The organism is Methylophaga sp. OBS1 (assembly GCF_026319365.1).
Genome location: NZ_JAPDMS010000001.1, coordinates 1,066,475 through 1,082,650 on the forward strand (window position 1 = coordinate 1,066,475; position 16,176 = coordinate 1,082,650).

General features: G+C 51.0%; 15 protein-coding genes. 8 read left to right on the plus strand and 7 right to left on the minus strand.

Annotated elements, in window-relative coordinates; translation table 11 throughout:
• Positions 1 to 12: 12 nt before the first annotated feature.
• Entirely contained in the window at positions 13 to 3,897 is a 3,885-nt protein-coding gene (gene hrpA, locus OMQ46_RS05170) for an ATP-dependent RNA helicase HrpA (protein WP_266235270.1), read from the plus strand.
• A gap of 1 nt (position 3,898) precedes the next feature.
• Here hrpA and OMQ46_RS05175 read toward each other — a convergent pair whose 3' ends face one another.
• A complete protein-coding gene (locus OMQ46_RS05175) occupies positions 3,899 to 6,238 on the minus strand; it encodes a putative bifunctional diguanylate cyclase/phosphodiesterase (RefSeq protein ID WP_266235885.1) in 2,340 nt (779 codons plus the stop codon).
• A gap of 207 nt (positions 6,239 to 6,445) precedes the next feature.
• Here OMQ46_RS05175 and OMQ46_RS05180 point away from each other — a divergent pair, with 207 nt between their 5' ends.
• The 5 genes from OMQ46_RS05180 (at position 6,446) to OMQ46_RS05200 (ending at position 9,713) form a co-directional block, all read left to right on the plus strand.
• Positions 6,446 to 6,640, plus strand: a complete 195-nt coding sequence (locus OMQ46_RS05180) for a hypothetical protein (RefSeq protein ID WP_266235265.1) — start codon at positions 6,446 to 6,448, stop codon at positions 6,638 to 6,640.
• A gap of 261 nt (positions 6,641 to 6,901) precedes the next feature.
• Positions 6,902 to 7,303: a c-type cytochrome gene (locus tag OMQ46_RS05185; RefSeq protein ID WP_266235263.1), complete on the plus strand. Its 402-nt coding sequence runs from the start codon at positions 6,902 to 6,904 to the stop codon at positions 7,301 to 7,303.
• 90 nt (positions 7,304 to 7,393) lie between these two features.
• Complete coding sequence (locus OMQ46_RS05190) at positions 7,394 to 7,687, plus strand: PepSY domain-containing protein (RefSeq protein WP_266235262.1); 294 nt, start codon at positions 7,394 to 7,396, stop codon at positions 7,685 to 7,687.
• A 6-nt stretch (positions 7,688 to 7,693) separates the two neighbouring features.
• Positions 7,694 to 8,371, plus strand: coding sequence for a response regulator transcription factor (locus OMQ46_RS05195; protein ID WP_266235260.1), 678 nt, complete (start codon positions 7,694 to 7,696; stop codon positions 8,369 to 8,371).
• Positions 8,364 to 9,713 carry an ATP-binding protein gene (locus OMQ46_RS05200; RefSeq protein WP_266235258.1) on the plus strand — a complete coding sequence of 450 codons (1,350 nt, stop codon included), beginning with the start codon at positions 8,364 to 8,366 and terminating at the stop codon, positions 9,711 to 9,713. Before OMQ46_RS05195 ends, OMQ46_RS05200 begins: the two co-directional genes overlap by 8 nt.
• Here OMQ46_RS05200 and yjgA read toward each other — a convergent pair.
• The 5 genes from yjgA to OMQ46_RS05225 are packed head-to-tail and all read right to left on the minus strand — an operon-like array spanning position 9,707 to position 14,490.
• Positions 9,707 to 10,234 carry a ribosome biogenesis factor YjgA gene (gene yjgA, locus OMQ46_RS05205; protein ID WP_266235257.1) on the minus strand — a complete coding sequence of 176 codons (528 nt, stop codon included), beginning with the start codon at positions 10,232 to 10,234 and terminating at the stop codon, positions 9,707 to 9,709. The two genes, OMQ46_RS05200 and yjgA, sit on opposite strands and share 7 nt — an antisense overlap.
• Before the next feature lie 2 nt (positions 10,235 to 10,236).
• Complete coding sequence (locus OMQ46_RS05210) at positions 10,237 to 10,653, minus strand: secondary thiamine-phosphate synthase enzyme YjbQ (protein ID WP_266235255.1); 417 nt, start codon at positions 10,651 to 10,653, stop codon at positions 10,237 to 10,239.
• On the minus strand, positions 10,650 to 11,696 hold the full coding sequence (locus tag OMQ46_RS05215; RefSeq protein WP_266235253.1) for an anthranilate phosphoribosyltransferase: 1,047 nt from the start codon (positions 11,694 to 11,696) through the stop codon (positions 10,650 to 10,652). Before OMQ46_RS05215 ends, OMQ46_RS05210 begins: the two co-directional genes overlap by 4 nt.
• Before the next feature lie 3 nt (positions 11,697 to 11,699).
• The gene (ligA, locus tag OMQ46_RS05220; RefSeq protein WP_266235252.1) at positions 11,700 to 13,718 is read right to left on the minus strand and encodes an NAD-dependent DNA ligase LigA; all 2,019 of its coding nucleotides are present in this window, start codon (positions 13,716 to 13,718) and stop codon (positions 11,700 to 11,702) included.
• A complete protein-coding gene (locus OMQ46_RS05225; protein ID WP_266235251.1) occupies positions 13,702 to 14,490 on the minus strand; it encodes a cell division protein ZipA C-terminal FtsZ-binding domain-containing protein in 789 nt (262 codons plus the stop codon). The genes ligA and OMQ46_RS05225 overlap by 17 nt, the downstream gene beginning before the upstream one ends.
• Before the next feature lie 58 nt (positions 14,491 to 14,548).
• Between OMQ46_RS05225 and queF the strand changes: the two genes are divergently transcribed.
• Both queF and cysZ read left to right on the plus strand, forming a co-directional pair.
• Entirely contained in the window at positions 14,549 to 14,938 is a 390-nt protein-coding gene (gene queF, locus OMQ46_RS05230; protein WP_266235250.1) for a preQ(1) synthase, read from the plus strand.
• A 236-nt stretch (positions 14,939 to 15,174) separates the two neighbouring features.
• Entirely contained in the window at positions 15,175 to 15,909 is a 735-nt protein-coding gene (cysZ, locus tag OMQ46_RS05235) for a sulfate transporter CysZ (protein ID WP_266235249.1), read from the plus strand.
• Here cysZ and OMQ46_RS05240 read toward each other — a convergent pair whose 3' ends face one another.
• Complete coding sequence (locus OMQ46_RS05240; protein WP_266235248.1) at positions 15,910 to 16,110, minus strand: (2Fe-2S)-binding protein; 201 nt, start codon at positions 16,108 to 16,110, stop codon at positions 15,910 to 15,912. It lies immediately after the preceding gene.
• Between the last annotated feature and the right edge of the window lie 66 nt (positions 16,111 to 16,176).

Genomic DNA, 16,176 nt, shown 5'->3' on the forward strand with positions numbered 1-16,176 from the left:
TGCGTTTCTATTGTGAGTAACCAGACGCCCGATCTCGACACATTGCTAGAATCGACCATGCTGAGTGACAGGCACCGTCTGACTCAGCGTTGGCAGCGATTGAAAAAAGAGCAAAATCAGGACAAGCTCGCTGCTCTGGCGCAGCAGGTCATAGCCTCGGTTGAGCGGGCAGAAAAGCGCCGGCAGAACATTCCCAAGCCTACGTTCGAGGCCGATTTGCCGGTTATCGAGCGCCGCGAAGAAGTCAAACGGGCGATTGCTGACAATCAGGTGATCATTCTCTGTGGTGAAACCGGATCCGGTAAAACCACTCAGTTACCTAAAATCTGCCTCGAGCTCGGCCGTGGCGTGACCGGCATGATTGGCCATACTCAGCCCCGCCGTATCGCAGCCCGCACGGTCGCCACCCGTATCGCTGAAGAATTGCAGTCGGAAATTGGTCAGACCGTTGGCTATAAAGTCCGTTTCCACGATCACGTCAACGCCGATCGCAGCTACGTCAAGCTGATGACCGACGGGATTCTGTTGGCAGAAACCCAGAATGATAAGTTTCTCAATCAGTACGACACGCTGATCATTGACGAGGCCCATGAACGCAGCCTCAATATCGACTTTCTGCTGGGTTATATCAAACAACTGCTGCCCAAGCGCCCGGATCTGAAAGTCATTATCACCTCAGCCACCATCGACACTGAGCGCTTTTCCAAACATTTTGATAATGCGCCGGTCATTGAAGTCAGTGGCCGCACCTACCCGGTCGATATCCGTTACCGCCCACTACAGACGCCGGATGAAGAATCGCCCGATTACGACATGGTGTCAGGTATCGTTGCCGCCGTGGATGAACTCTGCCGGGAAGGCCCGGGCGATGTGCTGATATTCCTTGCCGGCGAACGGGATATCCGTGATGTCTCTGAAGCTTTACGTAAGCATCATCCACCACAAACCGAGATCCTGCCGCTGTTTGCAAGACAATCGGCCGCTGAACAGAACCGGGTATTCAAAACCGGCGGGCAGCGTCGCATTATTCTCGCCACCAATGTCGCCGAAACCTCTTTGACTGTGCCCGGCATACGCTATGTCGTGGATCCTGGTAATGCGCGTATCAGTCGCTACAGCGTCAGAAACAAAGTTCAGCGCCTGCCCATCGAGAAAATCTCCCAGTCCAGTGCCAACCAGCGTGCCGGGCGTTGCGGTCGTGTCGCTGCCGGTATCTGTATCCGGCTCTATGATGAAGAAGACTTCGAAGCCCGGCCAGCTTTTACCGACCCGGAAATTCTGCGTACCAACCTAGCGTCGGTGATTTTGCAGATGTCAGCCTTGAAACTGGGCGACCCGGCTAAATTCCCGTTCATCAACCCGCCGCCGCAGAAGATGATCAATGATGGCTACCGTCTGCTGGATGAGCTGGATGCAGTCGATCGTCAGCGACGCATCACAGAAACCGGTCGACAACTGGCCAAACTACCGATAGATCCCAGAATCGCCAGAATGCTGCTCAAAGCCGGAGATCTCGGCAGCCTGACTGAAGTGCTGGTGATCGCCAGTGCGCTCAGTATTCAGGACCCACGCGAACGGCCGATGGACAAACAACAGGCCGCTGATGAAGCGCACTCTAAATACAAAGACGAACGCTCCGACTTTATCGGCTTTCTCAAGCTCTGGGATTTGTATCACGACAAGAAAAAACACCTGAGCCAGAACAAACTGCGTAAGTACTGCAAGGAAAACTTTCTTTCCTTCCTGCGTCTGCGCGAGTGGCATGATATTCACCAGCAACTGCATATTCAGCTTTCTGAACTCAAGCTCAAATTCAATACGCAGGAAGCAGCCTATGACAGTATTCATCAGGCTTTGCTCAGCGGGCTTCTAAGCCACATTGCCGTAAAAACTGACCGATTCGAATACACCGGTGCCCGTAACCTGAAACTGGGTATTTTCCCGGGCTCAGCGCTGCATAAAAAAGGTCCCAAATGGCTGATGGCGGCAGAACTGGTCGAGACCGGTAAGCTTTACGCCCGCATCAATGCCAAGATTGAACCGGAATGGATCGAGCCCATCGCCGGCAGTCTGGTCAAACGCCAGTACAGTGATCCGCACTGGGAAAAGAAGCCAGCCCAGGTGGTGGCTTTCGAATCTGTCTCGCTCTATGGCCTGCCGATTGTCACCCGTCGTCGTGTGCATTATGGTCCGCTGGACCCGGATCTCGCGAATCAGATATTTATCCGTGAAGCCCTGGTCAATGGCGACTGGCATTGCCGGGCGCCCTTCTTCCGCCATAATCAGTCGCTAATTCAGGAAGTCGAACTGCTGGAGCAGAAATCCCGCCGCCGCGATGTACTGGTGGATGAAGAAATTCTGTTTGATTTCTACCGTAGCCGCATCCCCCATAACATTATCAATGGCGCCGGCTTCGAAAAATGGCGTAAAAAGGCTGAAAAAGACGACCCCAAACTGCTGTTTCTGAGCAAGGAACTGCTGATGCAGCATGAGGCGGAACAGGTCACCGCCGATTATTATCCTGATCAGATGCTGGTCAACAGGGTGCCGCTCAAACTGGAGTATCACTTCGAACCGGGTAAACAGCATGACGGTATCACCCAGACAATTCCCCTGTCGCTGCTGAATCAAACCAGTGCCGAACGCTATGAGTGGCTGGTGCCGGGCTTGCTCCGCGATAAGATTGTCTTCCTGCTCAAAGCGCTGCCCAAGTCTTTACGCCGTCACTTCATCCCGGTACCGAAATATGCCGATGACTGCCTTAAAGATTTATCGCCTGAATCCGGTGCCCTGCTTCCGGCCTTAAGCGAACGTCTGCGCAAGCTGACCGGTGTCGAAATTGATGAAAAAGACTGGCGTACCGACGAGTTACCACTGTATCTGCAGATGAATTTCAGGCTGGTCGATGATGATGGCAAACTGCTGGATGAAAGCCGTGATTTAAATCGCCTGAAACAAGACTGGGCTCGTGAAGCGGCTGCCAGTTTCCGCCAGATTCCGGACAGTGAATATGAAAAAACCGGGCTGACCAGTTGGTCTTTTGACGCGCTGCCGGAACAAATTACATTGGAGCAGAACGGTCTGGAAATGACCGCTTATCCTGCCCTGATCGACAAGACAGACAGTGTTGATCTGACGCTGATGGATACCGCCGCCCAGGCCCGTCAGTTGACCCGCTTGGGGCTGCGCCGCCTGTTCATGCTGGCACAGGCCGATGCGGTGAAATACCTGCACAAGAACCTACCCGGTATTAAGGAGATGTGCCTGCATTATGCCAATGTGCCGCCTTCTCCCTACGGTGATAAAACCAACAGCAGGCTGACTCCCTGCGAGCAACTGAAAACTGATCTGATTCATGTTGCCTTTGATCGCTGCTTTATTCTTGAGCAGGCAGCCATTCGCAGCCGCGAAGCATTTGAACAGCGACTCAACAGTCGCCGTGGCGATTTAATCAAAATTGCATCGGAACTGGCACAGAACATCGCATCGCCATTGGCTGAATATCATGCCATCGCCAAGCGTCTGGGCAGCAATATCCCGCTGGCGGCTATCAACGCAGTTAATGACATCAGGGAACAGCTGGGTTTTCTGGTCTATCAGGGTTTTGTCCACGACACCCCGGATGAAGCGCTGAAAAGATTACCGGTCTACTGCCAGGCAGCGGGTATCCGTCTCGATAAATTACTGACTGATCCTGCCAAAGACCGGCAGCGCATGGCTGAGGTCAAACCGCATTGGCAGAAATTTATCAGCAAGGTGAACAAGATCGAGACCGAGGCTTTCTATGAATACCGCTGGATGCTGGAAGAATTTCGGATCTCTCTGTTTGCACAGGAGCTGAAAACGGCCTATCCAATCAGTGCCAAACGTCTTGAGAAACAGTGGCAGCAGTGCTGATCTAGACTTCCCACGGCTGAGGAGCAGCAATCAGATAGCCCTGCACGAAGTCGACGCCAATGTGCTTCATACTGATCAGCGTGGCTTCATCCTCGACAAATTCGGCTACCGTCTTCAGGCCCAGCACCTGCCCGATACCATTGATGGAATTGACGATTTCCAGATTCACCGTATTGTGCACACAGTCTCTGACAAACATGCCATCGATTTTCAGGTAATCAATCGGCAGTTGTTTTAGGTAGGCAAATGACGACAGGCCGCTGCCGAAATCATCCAATGCAAACTGACAGCCAATCTGGCGCAGTTCGTTAATAAAGTGCAAAGCCGAACGCATATTGGTAATAGCCGCTGTCTCAGTGACCTCAAAACACAAAACGACATCATGATCACTGAGTCTCGCATCGATGATAAGTTGAATAATTCGCTCATAGAACCGACCATCACCGAGTGACTGTCCTGACAGGTTAATCGCATAAATACCACTGATATCACGTCCTGCAGCACTTGCTGCTTTTAGGCGCGATAACGCGTGTTCCACAGTCCACATATCAATGGCGGCGGCCAGATTGTATCGTTCCGCAGCCGGTAAAAACGCCCCCGGGGAGATAATTTTACCGTCATCATCGAGCATTCTTATCAACAACTCACAATGTGACTTGCCTTTATTGCGCGAATGCAGAGCCTGGATAGGCTGGCTGTAAAGCACCAGGCGATGATCTCTCAATGCCTGCTGTATGCGCGCTACCCAGCGCATTTCACCACTGCGTTGCACCAGATCAGAATCCGTCTCACTGAATATATGCAAGCGATCACGTCCCGCTTCTTTCGCTGCATAACAGGCACTGTCGGCTTGTTTAAGCAATTCAACAAGCGTGCTGTTTTCATCTACAACCACGAGCCCCATACTGGCAGAAACTTTGAAGGTATGATTTTCATACTCAAAGCTGAATGTGCGAATATGTTCCAGGAGGTTTTCGAGAATACGTTGTGCCTGTTCCTGCGAGCAATCTATCATCAGAATCGCAAACTCATCGCCACTGAAGCGCACCAGCGTATCCTGCTCTCTCAACCCCTTGCGAAGTATTTGACTTACCTCTTTAAGCAGCGCATCACCGGCAATGTGACCACAGGTATCGTTGATCACCTTAAACTGGTCCAGGTCGAGATAACAAAGTACGTAACCTGTGTGCAATGGCTGGGACAGTACCGCCTGTATCTGTTTTTCCAGCGCCCGGCGATTGGGCAGGCCGGTCATGGCATCATGCAGGGCTTGATGTTGAAGATCGTTGCTCAGCAGATACTGCTCGGTAATGTCCTGCGCCTGGATAACCACATACTCTATCTCGTTATCTTCACCGCGCACTGCCGAAATGGTTGAGTTCAGCCATAGCGTTTCTCCCTGACGACTGATACAACGACGGGTGACTCGATATTGTCTGATTTCACCTGCAAGCAGCTTTTTGAACTGTGAGCTGATTTCTGCGTTGTCATCGGGATGCAATAACTCAATGGCGTGTTTACCCTGCAAGTTGGTTTTGTCAAAACCGAACAACTCACAGCCGGCCTTATTCACATCCAGAATCACAAAGCTTTTATCCATTAAAAGCATAGGCACACCCGCATCTTCAAAGGTGTGCATCAAAAAGGTTTCCTTAGCGCGTAGCTCGCTCAGTAGTTCTGCCTGTTTCCGGTTAATATCGGACAAGTGGCTGACTAATGATTGGTTTTCATGGCGTAACCTCAAACTTTCAAGCATTTTATGATTGAGGTTACGAGCCAGCAGCATGATGGCAAGCAGATAAACCAGCGTTATCATTGCCACGGTGTATAGGCCTGCCGAAAAAATGCTAAGACAAACTGGTAGCAACAGGGGCAGAACAAACGCAGAGAAACTCCGCAAACTACTGAGATATGAGAAAACGGCACCTGCGGACATACCGCAGGCAACCAGCGGTATGGTCATTTGTTGTGTCAGGGGCAGTTCTGCATGGAAGAAAAGGCCCAATGATCCCCAAATCAAGCCACTGACAAAGAGGGCTATGGCATAGTGATTTTCGTACGCCTGAATGGTTTCCTGAACAAGCTGCTCTGCACTTTTGTTACGCAGGATTCGCCACAGCCATAGCCTTCCGCTGTTGACGACAAGTGCAACACCCAACCACCAGAGTAACAACGGCTGATTAACGGCAGGATACAAAATCACAGCCGTCAGCGAGCTGACAATCAGATTAGTGATGATAGCAATGGGGCCTTGCTGTAACAGGAGCTGCAACCGCATGGGATCGAAAGCGGTCGCTTCAACGGCACGGACATCCTTATTCATGCTGATTTTAGTAGTCAATGATACTCCAGACTCAATTTTCGCTTTTTTCGTACTTGTGAACTCTGTCACAGGTTTGCACAGTAAATCATATGTGACACAGTTCAACATGTGAGCCAGTTCACAACTTAGCAAATAATTTGTTGGGAAAAAGCCCTCATTATTCAGTGATGGTTCAGTTATCGCTTGTTAATCTTTTCCAGACACTGTCACACGTGGGTCTATGTTATGAAAAGTATCACTGCGGCTTCCGCTTCCAAATTCCTGTCAGCAGGTGGAACCACAGATCGCGATGATCGTAAATATCGGATTTATTCCTGTAGAGGTATGGCCCGTTTGTCCGTTCTGGAACCGGCCTACCCAATCGAAACGGTAAAAAGTGCAGCACTTGGATATGAGGAATACCCAGCCACACGGTCCTGACACAAGCTGTTTTACAGCAGCGCTATCGCCAATGGCATAACCCGTGTTCTCTCGAAGAGTGGTCAGGTTAATGCGAGGATGTTCATGGTGCATAGATTGCCCGACGGCTCTGATGGAGTGTATAGAGCATAAGCTCGGCAAAAAAGAATGCTTAATACAATGAGTGACCCGGATGATGGTTGCGTTAGCACCACCATGATGGACTCCATGCCGCGCGAGTCAGCTTGAACCGCTTCGTTGCTAATTATTGAGGTGATTATTATGAAAAAACTGCTTTTGACAATGACACTGGGCGTTGCCATTTCTTACCTATCCGCCCTCCCGGTATTAGCCGCGGGTCCTAGACCCTATACGGTTACCAATGGCAACAAACTGGATGCCGATACCTATAATGGTTTCAAGCTCTACCGCAACTGGTGTGCACGCTGTCACGGTACTTACGGCCAGGGGCTGGCTGGGCCTAATCTGGCAGAAAGCCTCAATAAAATCACTTATGAAGAGTTTATGAAAACAGTAGCCGAGGGCAAAACCGGTCGAATCGGGATGATGCCGGCTTGGCAATCAAATCAGTCTGTGATGCAGGGTCGGGACAATATTTATAGCTATCTTAAAGCCCGGGCGGATGGCGCAATTGATGCCGTAAAACCTGAAAAAATGAAATGAACCAATCCAGGACAATAGTGAGTGACTGTCCGGACTTGCTTTAACAGCAGATGCTGTTAAAAATACGGCTGATAATGATAAGGTAATCCCATGTTTAAGTTTCGCTGTGTATTGCTGTTTAGTTTGCTGATGGGCTCGTTTGTTCATGCCGATGACGCCATCCCATATGAACAGCAACCGGGGAATATCATCAACGAAATCACACTGCCACTGACCAAGCATACAGCAGCGGAACTGGCTAAAATCGAAACCGGTGGCAAAATTCTCTCTGTAGAGGAACAGCCCAACGGCGATCAATTGATTTTTCGGGTCAAAGTGCTCCACGACAATGGCAAAGTAAAAGTTCACCGTATCGACCGTGATAGCGGTCATACCCTTCCCTGAGACAGCATGCGCGTTTTACTGATAGAAGATGAAATCCATCTGCGTGAGCAAATCACCAGACAATTAAACGATCAGAACCTGACTGTCGACGCGGTCGCAGACGGCGAAGAAGGCCTGTTTATGGGGACTGAATACACTTATGATGTAGCCATTATTGATCTGGGGTTGCCTAAACTTTCCGGCATTGAGGTGATCCAACAACTGCGTCAACAAGGCCTTGATTACCCGATACTGATTCTGACCGCCCGCGGCCGCTGGCAGGACAAGGTGGAAGGACTGGAATCGGGTGCTGATGATTACCTGGTTAAACCCTTTCATTTCGAAGAGTTACTGGCCCGTCTCAATGCGCTGGCCAGGCGGGCTTCAGGTTGGGCGAACGCGACAATCTGCTGTGGCCCCATCTGTCTGAATCCCAGCACGCAGCAAGTCACCAGGGATGACAACAAGATAGATCTCACTGCTTATGAGTATCGGCTATTACATTATCTGATGCTGCATGCCGGTGAAGTGATATCAAAAACTGAACTGACCGACCATATCTACGAACTGGATCAGGATCGTGACAGTAACGTCATCGAAGTGTTTGTTAAACGCCTGCGCAGCAAACTTGACCCGGACAAGGCTCTGAACCCGATTGAAACTTTACGTGGTCGCGGTTACCGGCTGAATCTGCCACGTGGTTAATAAGCTTTCCCTCTCCAACCGACTTCTGATAGCCGTCAGCCTGGTGCTAACTGCATTCTTTGGATTATCCGCCGTCAGTCTTAACAATGCTTTTGAAAGCAGCGCCGAGCATGAACAGAAAAAACGTCTGCAGAATTACGTCTACACCCTGCTGACTGCAGCCGATATCAATGCCTCTGGTGAACTGGTGATGTCGGCTGATCTGGCAGAACCCAAGTTTTCGATTCCCAATTCCGGTCTCTATGCGCAAATCACCCAACAAGGCGAGATTGTCTGGCAGTCACCGTCGGCGATAGGCCACTTCCTGGCTTTGCCGTTCACCCCAGAGCCGTCCCAGGAGGAATACCACGTCGTCGAGATGGAAACCGGCATGAGCCTGCTGAACCTGGCATTTGGCATTGTCTGGGAGACCGATGAGGGTAAGGAAATTGCCTACACCATTAATGTGGCTGAGGATATGCAGGTACTGAAGGAACAGACCGCCAGTTTTCAGCGCAGTCTATGGTACTGGCTGGGCGGTACCGGTCTGATGCTGCTGATTGCACAGTGGATTATACTGCGCTGGAGTCTTCGGCCTCTATACGACGTAGCCATCGATTTACATGCTATTGAAACCGGAGAACACCGCCGTCTCAATGATGAATATCCAAAGGAACTGCAACAGCTCACTTTTCGAATCAATGCCCTGCTTGACCATGAAGAATCGCGACGACAACGTTACAAACACTCACTGGCGGATCTGGCTCACAGTCTGAAAACCCCCTTATCGGTGTTCCGGGGTGAACTGGAAAACAGCGACAATATGCAACAACTCCGTAAAACCGGCTACGAACAGTTGGATCGCATCAGTACGCTGGTTGATTATCAGTTACAACGTGCCTCCACAGAAGGCAAAAGCAGTCTGCTTGCACCGGTATCACTGGGCGAGATTATCTACAAAATCACCAGCAGTCTGGACAAGGTGTATCAAAGCAAGACTATCCGCAGTCAGTGTGAAATCGAACGCGATGCCTATATCCATGCCGACGAAGGGGATATGTATGAGCTACTGGGCAACCTGCTGGAGAATGCCTACAAATACTGTAAACACCAAGTTCATGTGATTGTCACCACCATAAATGGCAATGTTCGCATCCGTGTCGAAGATGATGGCAGCGGCATCCCGGCACGGGCTGAAGGCTTTGTGATTAAACGCGGGCACCGCATTGATACCCAGGCCGAAGGCCAGGGCCTGGGTCTCGCTATTGTCAGCGATATCATTGTGGCCTACGAAGGCAATATCAACCTCGAACGCTCACGCCTGGGCGGTGCGAGCTTTGTTATCGAACTGCCACGTCAGTGATTCTGCTGCAGTTCCTGCAGATACTGAAAAACCTGCCGCGCTGATTTCGGCGGTTTATTCTGTTTCGCTTCACGAGTTGCATTCCTGACCAGTTGGCGAACATGCTGGACATCAAAGGCATCAAACTCGTTGATCAGTTCACCATAAACGTCATCATCTCCAGCTAAAAGCCGGTCCCGCCAGTTTTCCAATTGATGAAACTGTTTCACCTGCCCCTGATGCGGTTGTTTCAGTTGATTAAGCTGACGCTCAATCGACACATGATCAAGCTCGGCAATCAGCCCACCGATAAAACCGGTCTGGCGTTTCAATGCCCCTTTACTCATTGCACCCGCATCATCAACGGCTTCACGCAGCTCCTCAGGCAGATCCAGCTTGTCCAGATCTCTTTTGGGCAGATTAATCAATTCTTTGCCCAGTTCTCTGAGAGCCTGAAGCTCCTTTTTGACCTGGGTCTTACTTTTCTCGTTATCCCAGTCCTGAGGCCAGTTTTCTTCACTGCCGTCTTCAAATTCACTCATCTTTATTCACCCTGCACCGTGACAATCACGCGACGTCGCTGGGGATCGGTGCGGTGTTCCCACAGATAAATGCCCTGCCAGACACCGAGGTCACACTGCCCGCCACTGACTGGTACAGTCAGATCCGGATTTGTCAGCACAGTGCGCACATGAGCACTCATATCATCAGGCCCTTCATCCTGATGACGAAACATGGGATCACCATCCGGCACGATATGCTGCATAAAGGTTTCCAGATCATGGCGGACATCCGGATCGGCATTCTCGCAGAGCATCAGCGACGCGCTGGTGTGCTGCACAAAAACGTGACAGGTACCGGTCTGAATGCCGGATTCTGACACCAGTTGCTGCACATCGCGGGTGATGTTGCTGGTACTGCGCCCCTGGTTGTTATAGGTGAGTGTGTGTTGATAAATCATGATTGAATAGCAGCCTCGAAATGTGCTTTGGCATTGCCGTTATTGATAATAGTGCGAACGTGGTCAGCCGCCTGACGTTGTGAAGCTTGCAGCCCGGTATGCCACAAAGCAATGGCGGCACCATAGACTAGACTGTCATATGCCGGACCGGTCTGACCTCTCAGGGCCTGCATACCCTCTTCCAGCGTTCTCTCAGCCGTGACTTCGTCATCCACTTTAACACCGCGGGTGTCCTGCTCAATCCCAAAGTCAGCCGGGTCCAGTCGACATTCCTGCATGTCACCATCAAGCATGCGGTGATTATTGGAAGCCTCCCGCAGGGTTGGCACAATACCGCCCTCCAGACCGCGGGCAATAAAGGCCGAATCGTAACCAAATGCCTTGGCCAGCCAGCCCAGAATGGCCGGGTACTCCTTATGAACAAAGCCAATAGCAAGATGGGTTCTGGCTTTGGCTTTTATCGGCATCACCATTTTTTCCAACGTCGCTATGCTGGGACGTTTAATCATCTGTGTGCGTAGTGCCTGCAAGGCATAAACCAGGGGGCTGGCAGCCGATTGATCCAGGTAAGCCCAGCCGATATCGACATGATTAACCGCCTGTGTGGCTTCAGGCACCTGAATAATATTGTTGTAACCAGCCAGTTTCAGCACCTGGGCATGAGTAACGCCGAACTTGGGCCCCATTTCATACACGCCCTGGGAGACAGTCGGCAAACCTGCTGCCGCCAATACCGCCGGCAGGAAAGCCGTTACCGGACAGTGGCGGTTAAAGCCGTTAAAGGGATCGGCAAAAATCAACAAATCATCTACTTCTGCCTGTTGCTGTTCGGTATTCGCCTGCAGCGCCTGCAGAATGCCAAGATTTTCTTCGTTGGTTTCGCGCTTCATGCGCATCGCAATAAAGAAGATTGCCGCTCTCACTGGATCTGCTTCACCGGACAAAATTTCCATGGTCGCGGCATAGGCCTCTTCCTGGCTCAGATCTTTACTTAAATGCGGTCCCGTGGCGACTTTCTTGATCGCATCAGCAACAGCTGTCATAGATTATTCCTGTGTTAACCATTCAATCAGGGTGTCTTCATCGACAACCGGCACACCCAGAGATTCAGCTTTTGTCAGCTTGGAGCCGGCTTCGGCACCCGCTACGACGTAGTCGGTTTTTTTCGAGACGCTGCCTGCCACCTTGGCGCCAAGCGCCAGTAGCTTTTCTTTAGCTTCACTGCGTGACATTTTATCCAGCGTCCCGGTGAGCACGATGGTTTTACCGCTCACGACCGAGCTGGTACTGCCTTGCTCTTCCTGAGGCCAGTTGACCCCTACTTCCAGCAGACGTTGGATAACCTCGCGGTTATGTTCCTGCTGGAAAAAGGTCTCGATATGATGCGCTACAACCGGCCCAACATCCTCAATCTCGACCAGCGCTTCCTCATTGGCCTGCATCAGCGAATCCAGATCGTGAAAATGCATGGCCAGAGAACGTGCCGTCGCTTCACCGACTTCACGGATCCCCAAAGCATATAAAAACCGTGGAAAGCGGGTTTCCCTGGCTGCCTGCAGGGCATTGACCAGATTTTCAGCAGACTTCTGCCCCATTCTTTCCAGACCGGCAATCTCTTCGGCACTGAGCAGAAACAGGTCTGCCGGATTTTTGATCATGCCACTGTCGACCATTTGCTCGACCAGTTTATCGCCGAGACCATCAATATCCAGCGCCTTGCGGGAAGCAAAATGTTTGATCGCTTCCTTGCGCTGGGCAGCGCAGAACAGACCGCCGCTGCAACGTGACACTGCTTCGCCGTCTTCGCGCTCCACATCAGAGCCACAAATCGGACATTGTGTCGGCATCACAAATTCACGCACTGACTCAGGACGCTTTGACTCAATGACTTTGACAATTTCCGGGATGACATCACCGGCGCGGCGGACAATCACCGTATCACCGATATGCACATCTTTGCGTCGAATCTCATCTTCATTATGCAGGGTCGCATTGGAGACCGTGACGCCTCCGACAAAGACTGGTTTCAGCCGGGCGACAGGTGTCAAGGCACCGGTGCGTCCCACCTGGACTTCGATATCTTCGACTACCGTCATTTCTTCCTGCGCCGGGAATTTATAGGCAATCGCCCAGCGTGGCGCGCGGGAGACAAAGCCAAGTCTTTCCTGAAGCCCGGTGCTGTCAACTTTAAACACCACGCCGTCAATATCATAAGGCAGACTGTCTCGGCGCTCCCCCAACCAGTTAATGTAGTCCTGACATTCGGCCAGACCTGTGAGGGTTCTGAGCTCAGGCGATATCCGGCAGCCCATTTTTTCAATCAGACGCATCGAAGCTGAATGACTTTCCGGCCGCTCCATGCCTTCAAGATAACCGATGCCATAGCAATAGATATCCAGCGGTCGTTGGGCCGTAATTCGTGAATCCAGTTGCCGTAAAGAACCGGCGGCGGCATTCCTCGGATTCACAAAGGCTTTTTTATTGTTTTCGAGCTGTGTTTGATTGAGCTTTTCAAACCCGGCTTTGGGCATAAAAATTTCACCACGGATCTCAATTACTGCCGGGATGTTGTCGCCCTGTAATCTCAATGGCACCGATTTGATGGTGCGGACATTGGCCGTCACATCCTCACCCCGGCTGCCATCACCCCGGGTGGCGGCCTGCACCAGCACCCCATTCTCATAGCGAATGCTGATAGCTAGCCCGTCCAGCTTGGGTTCCGCCGCATAAGTTTGTGGCTGGTCCGTGTTCAACCAGTCACGCACACGTTTATCAAAAGCGGTCAGCTCGTCCTGATCAAAGACATTATCGAGCGAGAGCATCGGCATCGCATGCTCGACTTCGGCGAACTTCTGCAACACCTCGCCGCCGACACGCTGAGTCGGCGAGTCTGCTGTCAGCAGCTCCGGGTTGGCCTGCTCCAGTTCCTGCAGTTCACGAAACAGCCGGTCATATTCTGCATCCGGCACTTCCGGGTTGTCAGCGACATAGTAAAGATAATTGTAGTGATTAATAAGCTCGCGCAATTCTGCGGCGCGTTGCTCAAACTCAGTTGTAGTAGTCATTCGAAAATTGGCTGCTCTCTGCCTGTGCTGACATCTGGTAATGGAGGATTTTGCTACGGGTGGTTTCCAGTGCATCGTCGCTGACGGGCTGCCAGGCTTCATCGCACAGTATGCCACCCAGCTGGTCATTGATGCCCTGCGCGGTATCCAGCAAATCATCAAACAGCGCCAGACCGTTAACCGGCCCCGGCAGACGGGTAAAAATCAGCAGACCGGGCGTTGTCATGGAGACGAATTTATCCGGCAACAAGGTGCCTGGATCCAGAATATTGGCCACGCTGAACAGGATTTGCTTGCGTGAGCCGGCAACATGCTTGTGGAAGATCTGCATGTCACCAAAGTGCATATCATGCTTCTCCAGCGCGGCTTTGACTGCACGGCCGGTAAAGGCTCTGCCTTCCGGTGCCATAATAGTGAAAGCGACCACCATTTCCCAGTCGGGTTTTTCTTCTTCGGCTTCTTTCTCAGGCTGCACTGCAGGGGCGGATTCGTCTACTTTCGGTGACGGCTCATCGAACAGATCGGGTTCTCTTTCAGGAGTGTCAGTCAGGCGCGTTTTTTCCTGTTCTGAAAAAGTTTGCTCGTCATCATGCAACTCTTGCTCGAAAAGTGCGTCAAAGCGCTGCTGGAAAGAATCGTCCTCGCGGGACTCATCAATTTCCAACTCTCTTTCGAACGCTCTGGCCCGCTCCTGGCTGCGCTGATGTGCATACCAGCTGGTCGCGATGAAAGCGACAATAACAATGAGAGTGAGGACGATGATTTCTAACACTTAATTTAATCTTTTAGTTAAGAGATAATAGTCGTTTAACTTCAATTTGAGATTGTCCATGTCCACTCAACCAAGCAAACATCTGGAAACCTTTGATAATGCCACGCCCGAGCGTGATTATACCATTCACATTGAGACACCTGAATTTACCTGTCTATGTCCTAAAACCGGCCAGCCCGATTTTGCCACGATTAAGCTTGATTATGTACCCGACGAGAAATGCGTCGAGCTGAAATCCTTCAAACTCTACATGTGGTCTTATCGTGACGAAGGTGCGTTTCACGAAAAAGTGACCAACACTATTCTGAACGATCTGGTCGCAGCCTGCGACCCGCGTTTTATGCGTGTCACCGGTATTTTCAATGTGCGCGGCGGTGTTTATACCACGGTGGTCGCTGAGCATCGCAAAGAAGGCTGGATCCCACCCACCCCGGTTCACCTGCCTTAATCAATATAACCTTGTGGCTACCGGCACCATCAGGTGCCGGTGGTTTGTTGATCCTGCTACACCCTCGCTTATCATTCCCTCATTGTCATCTAGTCGATGCATAGGCTATTCAAATCACTTCAACCGCTGCAAAGCTGGCATAGTTCGCGCTATGTGGCAAACTAAGTGACAGATTTTTTAGCGACTTTTTTTCATTTCGCAAATCTGGAAATGAATCAATCCTATCCGAGGTGATCATGCAGAACATTGTCCGAGGCGCACGTTACCTGTTAAGAGGCTTTTCTTTAATTAATCAGCCCGGCGTTCGACGCTTTGCCTATCTGCCTATGCTGATTAACACCATCCTGTTCAGTGTTGCTATCTGGTTTGGGCTATCGCATTTCGGCGGCTGGCTGGATGCATTGATGCCGGACTGGCTGCCAGCCTGGCTGGAAAGTGTTCTGACCTGGATCATCTGGCCATTGTTTGTATTGCTGCTGGTGATTATTGTGTTTTTCAGCTTCTCGGTAGTCGCCAATATTCTTGCCGCCCCGTTCAACGGCATTCTGGCTGAAATGGTTGAGAGAAACGTGGCTGGGACACCGCCACCGGAAATGCCCTGGTCGCAGATGTTCAAAGACAGTCCCAAGATGATCTTCAATGAACTGCGTAAAACCGCTTATCTGCTGGTCTGGATCATTCCGCTGTTTATTCTGTCATGGATTCCGGGTCTGAATTTATTCGCGCCGGCACTATGGCTGTTTTTTACCAGCTGGACACTGGCGCTGGATTATCATGATTACCCGATGGGCAACCATCAGCTCGATTTTCGTCAGCAACGTGACATTCTGAGAAACAACCGTGGGCTGGCGCTGGGCTTTGGTGGTGCCACTATGTTGGCAACCATGATTCCGATAGTAAATTTTCTGGTCATTCCAGCCGCAGTCGCGGGTGCCACAGTCTTGTATCTGGAAAACCTGAAGCAGTCATGATCAGAGCTGGGCAATTGCTTCGCCGAGGATAGTCTCAATATCCCACTCGCAGGAACCGCAGCCGGATATCGCACCGGTTTTACGGGAAATAGTGTCAGGATCGATAATACCCTGCTCGATCAGACTGAGAATCTTGCCACGGGTGGTGCCACTGCAATCACAAATGATTTCGTCCAGTTCGGTCTGCTTGGTTTCACTCATAGAATTTTTGATGCTGCTGTAAATAGACAATTATCGCTTAACAGACCTGTTTTCTCACACCCAGTT